This window comes from Marinobacter bryozoorum (assembly GCF_023156245.1).
Taxonomy (GTDB): Bacteria; Pseudomonadota; Gammaproteobacteria; order Pseudomonadales; family Oleiphilaceae; genus Marinobacter; species Marinobacter bryozoorum.
Map to the genome: position 1 here is coordinate 25493 of NZ_JAKZAH010000024.1, position 13833 is coordinate 39325.

10 protein-coding genes and 1 tRNA gene are annotated in these 13833 nt (G+C 60.6%); all 11 read left to right on the forward strand.

The window, feature by feature from the left end:
- Positions 1-42: 42 nt before the first annotated feature.
- The 11 genes from MLC59_RS13205 (at position 43) to MLC59_RS13255 (ending at position 13773) form a co-directional block, all read left to right on the forward strand.
- Positions 43-1638 carry an ATP-binding response regulator gene (locus MLC59_RS13205; RefSeq protein WP_248234834.1) on the forward strand — a complete coding sequence of 532 codons (1596 nt, stop codon included), beginning with the start codon at positions 43-45 and terminating at the stop codon, positions 1636-1638.
- A gap of 136 nt (positions 1639-1774) precedes the next feature.
- Positions 1775-1851: transfer RNA gene (locus tag MLC59_RS13210), tRNA-Asp, on the forward strand.
- A gap of 364 nt (positions 1852-2215) precedes the next feature.
- Positions 2216-4282 (forward strand): NADPH-dependent 2,4-dienoyl-CoA reductase, encoded by a 2067-nt coding sequence (locus MLC59_RS13215; RefSeq protein ID WP_248234836.1) that lies wholly within the window; start codon positions 2216-2218, stop codon positions 4280-4282.
- A gap of 196 nt (positions 4283-4478) precedes the next feature.
- Complete coding sequence (locus MLC59_RS13220) at positions 4479-5741, forward strand: DNA repair protein (RefSeq protein WP_248234839.1); 1263 nt, start codon at positions 4479-4481, stop codon at positions 5739-5741.
- 131 nt (positions 5742-5872) lie between these two features.
- The gene (locus MLC59_RS13225) at positions 5873-6757 is read left to right on the forward strand and encodes an NAD(+) kinase (RefSeq protein WP_248234841.1); all 885 of its coding nucleotides are present in this window, start codon (positions 5873-5875) and stop codon (positions 6755-6757) included.
- A 2-nt stretch (positions 6758-6759) separates the two neighbouring features.
- Positions 6760-7770: a metallophosphoesterase gene (locus MLC59_RS13230; RefSeq protein WP_248234843.1), complete on the forward strand. Its 1011-nt coding sequence runs from the start codon at positions 6760-6762 to the stop codon at positions 7768-7770.
- Positions 7771-7775: 5 nt separating this feature from the next.
- Entirely contained in the window at positions 7776-8639 is an 864-nt protein-coding gene (locus MLC59_RS13235) for a rhomboid family intramembrane serine protease (RefSeq protein ID WP_248234845.1), read from the forward strand.
- A 171-nt stretch (positions 8640-8810) separates the two neighbouring features.
- Positions 8811-9071 carry a YeaC family protein gene (locus tag MLC59_RS13240; protein ID WP_248234847.1) on the forward strand — a complete coding sequence of 87 codons (261 nt, stop codon included), beginning with the start codon at positions 8811-8813 and terminating at the stop codon, positions 9069-9071.
- Positions 9040-9918 carry a DUF2797 domain-containing protein gene (locus MLC59_RS13245; protein ID WP_427901728.1) on the forward strand — a complete coding sequence of 293 codons (879 nt, stop codon included), beginning with the start codon at positions 9040-9042 and terminating at the stop codon, positions 9916-9918. Before MLC59_RS13240 ends, MLC59_RS13245 begins: the two co-directional genes overlap by 32 nt.
- A 4-nt stretch (positions 9919-9922) precedes the next feature.
- The gene (gene pepN / locus MLC59_RS13250) at positions 9923-12562 is read left to right on the forward strand and encodes an aminopeptidase N (RefSeq protein WP_248234850.1); all 2640 of its coding nucleotides are present in this window, start codon (positions 9923-9925) and stop codon (positions 12560-12562) included.
- 212 nt (positions 12563-12774) lie between these two features.
- A complete protein-coding gene (locus tag MLC59_RS13255) occupies positions 12775-13773 on the forward strand; it encodes a TAXI family TRAP transporter solute-binding subunit (RefSeq protein ID WP_248234852.1) in 999 nt (332 codons plus the stop codon).
- The last annotated feature ends 60 nt before the right edge of the window (positions 13774-13833 follow it).

Sequence of the window (13833 nt, forward strand, 5' to 3'; positions counted from 1 at the left end):
TACGGCCCATCATCTCCGTACCCTTTCAACCGGCAGTAACCTATGACTGATCAGGCCAGTACCGAGCCTACGGTACTACTCGTTGACGATAACGCCCAGAATCTCAAGGTCCTTTACGAAACACTGAAGGACCGGGGCTACCGTCTGCTGATCGCCAATGATGGTGAAAAGGCCCTGAGCCTGGCCCAGCGCCACCATCCGGAAGTCATACTGCTGGATATCATGATGCCCGACCTGGATGGCTACCAGGTTTGTGAGCGTCTCAAGGCGGATCCTGCCACCGCAGACTCTGCCGTGGTCTTCCTGTCTGCACTGGATGATGTTGATGCCAAGCTGCGGGGGTTTTCCCTTGGTGGCGCGGATTATATTTCCAAGCCGTTCCAGGCCCAGGAAGTCATCGCAAGGGTCGGTACCCATGCAAGGGTGATCCGCCTCGAGCGCGCCCTGCAGCAACGAAACCGTGAGCTGGAAAGTGACCAGACTCGAATTCTCAATGCCATCAGCGAGGGCATTTATGGCCTCGATGCCGAGGGCAACATCGCCTTTGCCAATCCTGCTGCGGGCTTGATCAGTCGTTGCAGCGTGGAAGAGCTTGTGGGCCGGAATTTCTTCGAGTTCCATTTCCGTCAGCCCCGCCCATGTTCCGGCGAGTTGTGGCAGGAGTCCGGTGATGCCGGTGAAGAGCCGGATCCCGGTCTGCTGCCTGTGCAGGCTACCTGCAGTCAGGGGATCGCGGAACATCAGCGCAATGTAACCCTCTATCGGGCGGACGGCTCAGCCTTCCCGGCGGAATATCGGGCGACCCCCAAGAAAGAGGGCGGTCAGCTCACCGGCGCGGTAGTGGTCTTCCGTGATATCACGACGGAGCTGGAAAGCGAGCAGGCCCTTGAGGATGCCCGCAACCTGGTCCAGGAGCAGCGTGACCAGTTGGCCCATGCCTCTCGCATGGCCACCATGGGGGAGATGGCGGCTGGGTTTGCCCATGAAGTGAACCAGCCCCTGACTGCGATTACCAACTACGCCCGCGTAGCCTTACGCATGCTGCGTACCGACGATCCGGACCCTGAGTTGCTCTCCCAGACCCTGGAAAAGATTGAGGCCCAGTCTCATCGGGCCAGCGAGGTGGTGCGGCGAATACGGGGTTTCGTGCGCAAGCCCGCCATAGGTAAGGAAGTGCTGTCGGTAGGGGGGCTGCTGGAGGAAACCCGCCAGTTTGCGGAAGTCGATGCCCGTAATAATGATGGCGGCGTCGAGATCCGGGTGGCTGACGATGTGCCGGATGTGGTGGCCGATCCTGTGCAAGTTCAGCAGGTGGCCCTGAACCTGATTCGTAACGCGCTGGAGTCTACTCGCAGCGCGGAGTCACGGGAGCCAGTGAGGGTGGCTGCCCGTATGCTTGATGAGCATACGGTGCGGATTGATGTTCGCGATCATGGTGAAGGCCTTCCTGAGGACGCCGAGCAGAAGCTGTTTCTGCCGTTCTTCACCACCAAGAAGGAGGGTATGGGTATCGGTCTGACGTTGTGCCGGTCGTTGATCCAGGCCCAGGGTGGTGAGATCGGGTTCGAGCGTCCGGACGGCGCCGGGGCGGTGTTTTATTTTACCTTGCCGGTGGCCCCACAAGGCAGGGATAACTAATTTCGAAAAGTTTTCGGGAAAGCGTTGACATGCCGGGAGGCATCTATATAATGCGCCCTCGTTGTCACAGAGCAGTCAGGCAGACTGTTCAGCTGGAATCGTATCCTTCGGTTCCAGGTTCGTGGCAACCCAGCGCGGAGCGGTAGTTCAGCTGGTTAGAATACCGGCCTGTCACGCCGGGGGTCGCGGGTTCGAGTCCCGTCCGCTCCGCCATTTTTTTCTCCTCTTGTTGTTTCTGTTTTCTTCCTTTTATTTCTGATCGCCATTCCGGGAGTTTTGCCGGAAGGTGGCCGATTTTTTGTTCCGGAAACTTCTCTTCTGCTCTTGAGCTCTTGCGAGCAAATCTCTACTTTAGTCGGGCACTGGCAGCGCTGGCTTGGGCCTGGGTTCTTTTCGCAGGACTGCAGGTTCGGGTGAAAGGGCCGCCACCGGGAGCAATGTTCCGGGACACGCCGTGAATACATCCATGTAGGCTCTTCAAAAACGTCCCTGTTTTTGAAGGTCCCGGAACATTGCTCCCGGCACCGGCCCTCGAACTCCATAGTTGCCCTTCGACTAAAAAATAGAGAGACCCGAAATGACGACCTCCGCACAGCCGGGCAAAGCCCGCTACCCGCACCTTCTTGAGCCCCTGAACCTGGGGTTTACCACCCTTCGTAACCGGACCCTGATGGGTTCCATGCACCTTGGCCTGGAGGAGCGCCCCAATGGTTTTGAGCGCCTGGCGGCTTTCTACGCCGAGCGGGCTCGGGGTGGTGCTGGCCTGATCGTGACCGGTGGTATTGGTCCGAACGTTGAGGGTTCGGTAGGGCCCGGTGCGGCGAAGATGACCACCGAGGAAGAGTCCGACCAGCATAAGGTGATTACCCGGGCCGTGCATGAGGCCGACGGCAAGATCTGTATGCAGATCCTCCATGCCGGTCGTTACGCCTACCATCCCGAGTCGGTAGCTCCGTCAGCTGTGCAGGCGCCTATTAACCCGTTTACGCCCAATGAGCTGGACGATGCGGGCATCGAAAAGCAGATCGATGACTATGTAACCGCGTCTGTACTGGCCCAGCGCGCTGATTATGACGGCGTTGAGATCATGGGCTCCGAAGGCTACTTCATCAATCAGTTTATCGTTGAGCGCACCAACAAGCGTACCGATCGGTGGGGTGGCAGTTACCAGAACCGTATCCGCCTGCCCATCGAGATTGTCCGCCGCGTGCGGGAGAAGGTGGGGCCGAACTTCATTATTATCTACCGTCTGTCGATGCTGGACCTGGTGGAAGAGGGCAGCACCTGGGAAGAGGTGGTTCAGCTGGGCAAGGCCATCGAGCAGGCTGGTGCAACGATTATTAATACGGGCATTGGCTGGCACGAGGCCCGTGTGCCGACCATTGCCACTTCCGTCCCCCGGGGTGCGTTTACCGAAGTCACCGCGCGCATGAAGCGTGAGGTGTCCATTCCGCTGGTGACCACCAACCGCATTAACATGCCGGATGTGGCCGAGCAGATCCTCGCTTCCGGCGAGGCGGATATGGTGTCCATGGCGCGGCCCTTCCTGGCCGATTCGGACCTTGTCCGGAAAGCTGCGGAAGACCGGGCAGATGAAATCAATACCTGTATCGGCTGTAACCAGGCCTGCCTGGATCATACCTTCTCCGGCAAACTGACCAGCTGCCTGGTGAACCCCCGTGCGTGCTATGAAACCGAGCTGAACTATACGCCCGCAAAGCAACCGAAGAAGCTGGCGGTCGTCGGCGCCGGTCCGGCGGGGCTTGCCTTTGCCACCGCTGCCGCGCAGCGGGGCCACCAGGTGACGCTGATGGACTCCGCCGATGAAATCGGTGGTCAGTTCAACCTGGCCAAGCGCATTCCGGGCAAGGAGGAATTCCACGAGACCCTGCGTTATTACCGGGTCATGCTGGAGAAGCTGGCGGTGGACGTTCGGCTCGGCGTGCGAGCTGATGCACAAATGCTGACACAGGGCGGGTTTGACGAAGTTGTCCTGGCTACCGGCATCAAGCCCCGCACCCCGGAAATCGAGGGTATCGACCATCCGAAGGTCATCAGTTATATCGATGCCCTGATGGAGCGCAAGCCGGTGGGCAAGCGCGTAGCGGTTGTCGGTGCCGGCGGTATTGGTTTTGATGTGTCGGAGTTCCTGGTCCATCAGGGCAAGTCGGTGTCGCTGGACAAGCAGGCTTTCATGAAGGAGTGGGGTGTGGACCTTTCGGTCGAGCACCGTGGTGGTGTTGAAGGGGTTGACCCGGACGTGACGCCGCCTGCCCGGGAGATCTGGCTGCTTCAGCGCAAGGCTTCCAAGGTTGGCAAGGGGCTGGGCAAGACCACCGGCTGGATTCACCGGTCTGCACTGAAGATGAAGGGCGTTCATATGGTGCCGGGTGTCACCTACCGTCGCATCGCAGACGAAGGGCTGCACGTTACCTTCGCGGGTAAGGACGGTGCCGACCAGGACAGGGTGCTGGACGTGGATACGGTTGTTATCTGTGCTGGTCAGGAGCCGTTGAGGGAGCTGCAGGCAGGTCTCGAAGCTGCGGGGTTGCCAGTGCATCTGATCGGCGGCGCGGATGTGGCCGCAGAGCTGGATGCCAAGCGCGCTATTGATCAGGGCAGCCGCCTCGCCGCCGCACTGTGACGTTATAGCCACCCCCGGGGCCGTTTCCTGCCGGGTGGCACTCAGTCACAAAAACGTACAGATCTGCGCTGCCGCAGGGCGGCGCATCTGGCTAAAATGCGTCACAGACTGCACACTGAAGCCTCAGGTGCAAGGCTGTGACGTTTTTGGTTAACGGCCCGGTTGGTAACTCAGGTAATGCTCGGGGAGGCGTCGCATGGCTTTGGCTGATCCAGCAGAGGACGGATACGCTGCGGTTTTTCTGATGGACGGAGTCGACGTGGCCCGCCAGATGCGAGCCACCGAGTTTGATGCCTTTCTTGATGGTTATGTCGGGCTATCTGATCTGGCCGATACGGATGTCCAGGCTGTCTTCGTTCAGTTAGGTGATGACCTGTTGGTGCGCGGGCTGGTGTTCTTCCGGATCTATTTTGACGAGGAAGGGCGGGCCGATAGCCACTGGAACATCCCGGTAGAGTCCCTGGTTGGCAAGGGGGGTGCCGGCCCGGATATGGGGGCGGGGCCGATTCGCCTGGTTTGCCGCAGTCTCTGCCCGGAAAAGCGCTTCCGGTCCGAGCTCTGGGACCCTGATATGACCCCGGGTTCCAACCATTTCCAGTCTATCCGCAAGGCCGCAGCCGCCAATCATCTCAAATACAGGCGCCGAACCGATGGGGATGACCAGATTCCGGTGCTGCACACGGTTCTGGGAAAGCCTGATACCGATATAGCTAGCCAGGAGGCAACTGCCCAGCGGAATCGACTGGCCCATATCATCCGGGAGCAGCGCCTGCGCATCAAGACACTGCAGAGCGCCCACCAGGACTCCCTGATGGCAATGCAACGGGAACACCGCCTAGAGCGCCAGGCCTGGCAGGAAGAAAAGGCCGAACTGGGGCGACAGCTGGAGCGGGCGAGGCTGGAGTCCGGCAAGGCGAAGAAACGCCTTGAGCGCCGGGGCCTGCAGGTGGGAGAGTTGCGCGAGCAGCTGGAAGAGGTCCAGGCAGTCGTATCAGGTGCACCGGCGGGGCTTGAAGAGGCGGCGCAGGCCGAAGTGGTCCTGCTGCGGGAGCAGCTCGACCGCAAGCAGCGCGAACTGGACCACCAGTCCGGCATTAACCAGGAGCTGGAAGCCGCCCTGGCAGAGGCCCGAAGCCTGGCGCCAGACGAAGACAGCCTCGTTCGGCAGCTGAAGGAGCAGAAAGTGTTCCTGGTCGGGTACCATGCTGGCGTCGGGCACCTGACCCTGCCATTCGACGACCTGGGCCGTTACTTTGACAACCCGACAGGCTATGCCGCTGAGAAATGTGGTCTGTCAGAGCCGGATTACCGTCGTTGGCTGGACCACTATGACAACCCGGTCTGTCGCGTCCGGGACCCCGAGGACGGAGGGGTCTGCGGTCAGCCGGTGATGAGAATCAGTCAGCCAGCCGATTTCCAGCCAGGAGTCCATGACCGTTGCGACAAGCATGCCCGCTGAGAATCTCGCGCTCTGTACCGACAATCCTTTTCAGAATCGTGGCGTAATTCGTTAAGATGGTCAGATGCTTCTGACCAGGTCCGGTTTTGGTCAGGGGCTCATCCGCGCCACTGACCAGACTGAGAGATTTAATGGATCAATTCAGGAATATCGGTGTTATCGGCCGCATGGGTAGCGTCAAGGTGGTCGAGACGCTGCGAGCCCTCCGCAGTCACCTGCTTGGCGAGAACTACCAGGTTATCCTCGAGCAGAACACGGCTGGCATGCTGCCTGGCCACGGGTTGCAAGTGGCCAGCATGAAGCTCATGGGTGAGATCTGCGACCTGGTGATCGTGGTCGGTGGTGATGGCAGCTTGCTGGGGGCTGCCCGGGAGCTGGCCAAGTCCAAGATTCCGTTGTTGGGGGTGAATCGGGGCCGGCTGGGCTTTCTCACTGATATTTCGCCGTCAGATATGGAAGAGCGCCTCGGTAAGGTCCTGCAGGGCGAATATATCGAGGAGAGCCGGTTCCTGCTGGACGGCAACCTGGAGCGGGACGGTCAGCCCCTGGGTTTTGGCAGCGCCCTCAATGACGTGGTGCTGCACCCGGGCAAGTCCACCCGGATGATCGGCTTTGACCTCTACATCGACGGGCACTTTGTATACAGTCAGCGGTCAGACGGCCTGATCGTGTCTACCCCCACTGGCTCCACCGCCTATTCACTGTCGGCCGGCGGCCCCATTATGCACCCCAAGCTTGATGCCGTCGTGCTGGTGCCCATGTTTCCCCACACACTCAGCAGCCGCCCGATCGTGGTAGACGGCAAGAGCGAGATCAAGCTGGTGATTGGTGACACTAACGAGACATATCCCCAGATCAGTTTTGACGGCCAGATGGACATTGCCTGTGCCCCGGGGGACATCATCCGAATCACCAAGAAGCCTTTCAAGATCCGTCTGATACACCCGAAGGATCACAATTTCTACGCCACCTGCCGTGAGAAACTCGGTTGGGCCAGCGAGATAACAGCGAGTTGATCATGGCAAGTGCACGCCCGTCCTCACGAGGCTACGACATTATCGGCGATATCCATGGCTGCGCCAGGACCCTGGAGAACCTGCTAGACCAGATGGGGTACCGCCGGGTTAACGGTATCTACAAGCACCCAAGGCGGCAGGCCATCTTTATTGGCGACATTATCGATCGCGGCCCCCGTATCCGCGAAGCCCTGCACCTGGTCCGGGACATGGTAGAGCATGGCTCGGCCCGGATTGTCATGGGCAACCATGAATACAACGCCCTGGGCTACTGCACCCGGGCCCGGCCCGGCAGTGGCAAGACCTTTCTGCGGGAGCACAATGCCCGTCACGACCGGCTGATTCGGGAAACCCTGGAACAGTTCGATCATTACCCCCATGAGTGGAACGAGTTCCTGGAGTGGTTCTACGAGCTCCCCCTGTTTATCGAGGAAGAGGAATTCCGGGCGGTCCATGCCTGCTGGGACGAGCGGTTGATTCGCCAGTTCCTGCAGACCCAGGGCAGCCCCTATATCGACGAGGATTTCCTCCATGCCTCTGCGGCCATCGAGTCGTTTGCCGGCCAGGTCATGGACACCCTGCTGAGGGGAACCGACCTGCCATTGCCCGACGGCACGTCAATCACCGGGCGTGATGGTTATACCCGCCAGTTCTTTCGCACCAAGTTCTGGGCCGAGGATCCCCGCACCTATGGTGATGTGGTGTTCCAGCCGGATCCGCTTCCGGAAGAGGTGGCACGCCGGCAGCTGTCAGAGAAAGAGCGCCGGGAAATCCTGCGCTACCCGCGAGGTGAGCGGCCCGTATTCGTGGGGCACTACTGGATGGAAGGCGAGCCGGCCCCATTGAAGCCCAATGTAGCCTGCCTGGATTACAGTGCAGTGAAATACGGCAAGCTGGTGGCCTACCGCATGGACGGCGAACAGGAACTGCTGCCGGAAAAATTCGTCTACGTGAATGTTGAGCGGCCGGAACTGAGCGGCAGCTTCCAGACCGAAGACAGCGTGGCGAGGTAACGGCTTTGCATCGAATCAAGGAACTGGCCCCGGAGGCAGACCTGGCGGGGTTCAGCACCTGGCTGGGGCAGCAGGGGGTACAGCACCGTATTACCCGGGAGTCGGACAGTCAGGTGCTGTGGCTGGCCCACCCGGAGCAGGCGGAGCCGGTACTGGCCGCGCTGGAGCAATACATGGGGGACGATGATGTCCGGGAGCGCGTGAATCGCGCCGGGCGTGCGCCGGTTCGCGGCGGGCGCTGGCAACCCTCCCCCCGCCATGCGCCACTGGTTTTCGCCATGATTGCGATCGCCGCGGTGGTGGCGTGGCTGACCGGTCTTGGCGAGAACCTGGTTTCGGCCCTGTTCATGTATGTGGATCCGCGCTTCCACGACTGGCAGAGCTTCCAGGGCCGCCTGGAGGGGCTCACCGACACCCTGGCCTCCGGGCAGGTGTGGCGGCTGATCACGCCGGATTTTTTGCACTTCAGCGTGATGCATATTCTGTTCAACGCCGTCATGCTCTGGTTCCTGGGTAGCCAGGTGGAATGGATGGATGGCAAGGGGCGTTTCGTGGCGCTGTTCCTGGTGACCAGCCTGGCCTCCAACACGCTCCAGTACCTGGTGTCTGGCCCCCTGTTCGGCGGACTTTCCGGGGTGGTGTACGGTGTACTCGGCTATTGCTGGCTCAGCCAGCAGCGACAGCCCCGATTCCAGTTTCCCCCGGCGCTGGTGACCTTTGCGCTGGTGTGGATGATTATCGGGTTCACGCCCCTGCCGGAAGTGCTGGGTATCGGGCGCATGGCCAATGAAGCCCATCTGGGCGGCTTTCTGGGTGGCTTGCTGATGGCCCTGCTGGTGCCGCCGCCAGGCAAGCGACGCGCGGTCTGATCGGTGCCGTTCCGGCCTCGGGACAAAAAAAGCCCCGCCAGTGGCGGGGCATGAAAAGAGCTCGGAAGCTCCTGATGAGAGAGAGAACCAAATGAAACGACCGCGTCATTTGGTGAGGTAATGATAATCATTTACGTTTAAGGCTGTCAAACCCATTGCGGGAGTTTTTTCATGACTTACGAGGAATTAATTCAACGGCTCGATCCGACGGTCTATCAGAACCTTCGCCGGGCCATTGAACTGGGCAAGTGGCCCGACGGGCGCAAGGTAACCGACCAGCAACGCCGTACCTGCCTGGAGGCCGTCATCTACTACGAGCAGACCCACAATCTCCCTGAGCAGGACCGGGTCGGTTATATCGAGCGCAACAACTGTGGTTCTGATGCATCCGGCAAGGATGATGGACCCGAGACCATTCGTATTGTCAGCTGAGGTACCCTTGAACCAACTGCACGAGGCCAGCGGCCGGCTGGTGAAGATGCCGGCGACGCCAGGTCAGCCGGTCAGTTACCGGCTCCGGGTGGGAGACAGCGAGCTGCCGCTGAATGAGATGCTGGGTCAAACCATCGAAATCTCCTACAGTGGCGAGATCCGCTGCATTCACTGTAACCGCAAGACCAACAAGAGCTTCAGCCAGGGTTATTGCTATCCCTGCTTCAAGCGCCTGGCCGCGTGCGACACCTGCATCATGAGCCCGGAAAAGTGCCATTACCATCTGGGTACCTGTCGTGAACCGGAGTGGGGCGAAACCCATTGTATGACCGTGCACGTGGTGTACCTGGCCAATTCCTCCGGTCTCAAGGTGGGTATAACCCGTGCCAGCCAGGTGCCGACCCGCTGGATTGACCAGGGTGCCGTGGCAGCGATACCCATGCTGCGGGTGGCCACCCGCTACCTGGCCGGTCTGGTGGAAGTGGCCTGCAAACAGCATGTGGCGGACCGTACCAACTGGCGAACCATGCTCAAGGGCGAGGCGCCGGCGCTGGACCTGGTGGCGGAGCGGGCAGGGTTGCTGGAGCGTATTGGGCCGGACCTGGATCGCCTGGCGGCAGAGCATGGCCAGGGCAGCATTGAAATGGCTGACGACCCGGCCTGGCACCTGGACTATCCCGTCGATACCTGGCCACAGAAGATCAAGACCCACAACCTGGACAAGGAGCCCGTGGCAACCGGCGTTTTACAGGGCATCAAGGGGCAGTACCTGATGCTGGACACGGGCGTTATCAATATTCGCAAGTACACGGCCTACGATGTCCGTGTGCGGGTTCTGTCGGAGTAACACCATGCCTACAAGTCAACCGAAGACCATTTACCTCAGTGAATACCGGGTGCCGGACTTCCTGGTGGACCATGCTGACCTGCGTTTCGAGCTGTTCGAAGACGGCGCCCGTGTACATAGCAGCCTCAGCATCCGCCGTAACCCGGATTCCCGGGAGCAGGGCAGTGCGCTGGAGCTGAACGGTGATTCCCTGACACTGGAGTCGGTCCACCTGGACGGGCGGCAACTGGCACCGGGTGACTATGACGACCGGGGTGAACTGCTGGTTGTTCCCTCGGTGCCGGATGCTTTCGAGTTGCAGGTGGTGACCTGGATCGAGCCCCAGAACAATACCCGCCTTGAGGGGCTCTACAAGTCGTCCGGTATGTTCTGTACCCAGTGCGAGGCGGAGGGTTTCCGCTGTATCACCTTCTTCCCGGACCGGCCGGATGTGATGGCCCGGTTCCGTACCCGGATCGAGGCGGACAAGGCCGCGTACCCGGTGTTGCTGTCCAACGGTAACCCCGTCGACAGCGGTGAGCTGGATAACGGACGCCACTTTGTCACCTGGGAAGACCCCTTCCCCAAGCCCAGCTATCTGTTTGCCCTGGTGGCCGGTGACCTGGTGGAAAAAACCGATACCTTCGGAACCATGTCCGGCCGGGAGATCGACCTGCGAATCTACGTGGAACCCCGCAACGCGGAGAAGACGGCCCACGCCATGGACTCCCTCAAGCGCTCCATGCGCTGGGACGAGGAAACCTACGGCCGCGAGTACGACCTGGACATCTTCATGATCGTGGCGGTGGACGATTTCAACATGGGAGCCATGGAGAACAAGGGCCTTAATATCTTCAATTCGTCCTGTGTGCTGGCCCGCCCCGAGTCGGAAACCGACATGGCCTTCCAGCGTGTCGAGGCCATCGTGGCCCACGAATACTTCCACAACTGGTCCGGTAACCGGGTCACCTGCCGTGACTGGTTCCAGCTCAGCCTGAAAGAGGGCTTTACCGTCTTCCGGGATTCGCAGTTCTCCGCCGATATGGGATCGCCCACGGTGAAGCGAATCGAGGATGCCACGCTGTTGCGCACCGCCCAGTTTGCCGAGGACGCTGGGCCCATGGCCCATCCGGTGCGGCCCGCCTCCTACATGGAGATTTCCAACTTCTACACCCTGACCATCTACGAGAAAGGCAATGAAGTTGTGCGGATGATCCATACGCTGCTGGGCCCGGAACGGTTCCGCAAGGGCAGCGACCTCTATTTCGAGCGCCACGATGGCCAGGCGGTAACCACCGATGACTTCGTCCGCGCCATGGAAGACGCCAGCGGCCGTGATCTTGGTCAGTTCCGGCTGTGGTACGAGCAGGCCGGCACGCCAGTGCTGGCGGTGGAAGATGACTATGACGAGGCCAGCCAGGTCTATCGCCTGACGGTGACCCAGTCCATTCCAGACACCCCCGGACAGTCCGGGAAGAAACCCCAGCATATCCCGTTCGCTCTGGGGCTGCTGGATACCAAAGGTGCGGATATCCCCCTGACCCTGGCCGGTGAGCAGTCCACTGGCGAGACCACCCGCGTGCTGGAACTGACGGAAACCAGCCATACCTTTGAATTTACCGGTATTGCCAGCCGGCCGGTGCCATCGCTGTTGCGTAACTTCTCGGCTCCGGTGCGGGTGAACTACCCCTGGACCCGGGACCAGCTCATGTTCCTGATGAGCCACGACAGTGATGGCTTCAACCGCTGGGACGCAGGGCAACGGCTGGCGGTAGAGGTGATCCGCGAGCTGTCTGGCCATGCCGAGGCTGAAGTGGACCCCCGGCTTGTGGAGGCCAGCCGCACGCTGCTGAACGACCGCGAGGCAGACCAGGCACTGGTGGCGAAGATGCTGCAGCTGCCCACCGAGGCCTACCTGATCGAACTGGCCGACAAGCCCGACGTGCAGATTATTCACCACGCCCGGGAGCGGGTGCTGAAGGTGCTGGCTACCGCCCTGCGGGAAGAATTGCTGGCATGCTACCGTCGGCAGCAACCCGCCGAGCCATACCAGGTGACACCGGAAGATGTGGCCAGCCGGAGCCTGCGTAATATGGCGCTGTCCTGGTTACTGCATATCGGTGATCAGGAGGCGCTGACCCTGGCGCTGGAACAGTTTGAGAAGGCCACCAATATGACCGACCAGGCCGGTGCCCTGAGGGCGCTGGTGAACTCACCGTTTGAGGCAGAGCGTGGCCAGGCGCTGGAGGCCTTCTACCAGCAGTGGCACCAGGATCCGCAGGTGGTGGAGCAGTGGTTCTCTATCCAGGCGGCCAGCCCGGTCGCCGGCGACCTGCCGTCCGTGCGCCGTCTGCTGGAACACGAGGCGTTTGACTGGAAAAACCCCAACAAGATTCGTTCCGTGGTGGGGGCCTTTGCCGGCCAGAACCTGGTGCACTTCCATGACCAGGAGGGTTCCGGTTACCAGTTCCTGGCCGAGACCATCCGTCGGCTGGATGACAGCAACCCGCAGATTGCCGCCCGCCTGGCAGCACCCTTGACCCGCTGGCGCAAATTCGCCCATGTCTACAGCGAAGGCATGCGCAAGGCGCTGGAGTCGGTTCGCGACAAGGAGGGCCTGTCCCGGGACGTCTACGAGATCGTCCACAAGAGCCTGGCAGATTGAGGCTGCGGGCTCTCCGCGCACCATTAAAGGTCGCATACTCAGATGCTTAGTCGGGTCTGCGGCTTTATTTTGAGGCCGATCTGGGCTATGTTCTGAAAAGCTGAGAATGTGACGTTTTGTTACGTCCCGCTGTGGGGTTCCGGGCCTGGCCATGCCGTTCGTGGCCGGTCCGGAATCTGCTCCAAAAAATACGAATCAAGAAGGAATCGTTTATGGCAATCCGAACCGCACTGCGACTTAAAGCCTCCACCCTGGCCCTGGCCCTGGCCGCCTCCGTTGGTCTGGCCGCAGGCTCCATGTCGGTGTCCGCGCAGGATCAGCGCTTCGTGACCATTGGTACCGGCGGCGTAACAGGCGTTTACTATCCGGCCGGTGGCGCTATCTGCCGCCTGGTTAACATGGACCGCAAGGAGCACGGCATTCGCTGCTCCGTGGAGAGCACCGGTGGCTCTGTGTACAACCTGAACGCCATCAGTCAGGGCGAGCTTGACCTGGCCGTTGCCCAGTCTGACTGGCAGTACCATGCCTATAACGGCACCAGCGAATTCGAGGGCGAAAAGGTCGAGAAGCTGCGAGCGGTCTTCTCACTGCACCCGGAGCCGTTCACTGTCGTCGCCAGCAAGGGCTCTGGCATCAAGACCTTCGAGGACCTGGAAGGCAAGCGGGTCTCCGTGGGCAACCCGGGCTCTGGCCAGCGCGTCACTGCCGAGGTGCTGATGGAAGAGATGGGCTGGGATATGGACAAGTTCTCCCTGGCCGCCGAGCTGAAGGCCGCCGAGCAGTCCCAGGCACTTTGTGACGGTAACATCGACGCCTTCTTCTACACCGTCGGTCACCCCTCCGGTGCCATCAAGGAAGCCACCACCTCCTGCGACAGCACCATTGTCGCCGTGGACAACGAGGCTACCCAGACCCTCGTCGACGATAACCCCTACTATCGGGTCGCCACCATCCCCGGCGGTATGTACCGTGGTAACGACGAAGACGTGAAGACCTTTGGTGTTGCGGCTACCTTTGTGACCTCTTCCGACGTGGACGAGGACGTGGTCTACGAGGTGGTCAAGGCTGTGTTCGAGAACTTCGACAGCTTCAAGCGCCTGCACCCGGCCTTCAGCAACCTGAAGAAGGAAGAAATGGTATCCGACGCCCTGAGTGCGCCGCTGCACAAGGGTGCCGAGAAATACTACCGTGAGGCTGGCCTGATCGAGTGATCAGTCTGAGTGCCTGATGCTGTACCGCCGGGGGTTCTGCCTCCGGCGGTTTTTGTCTGA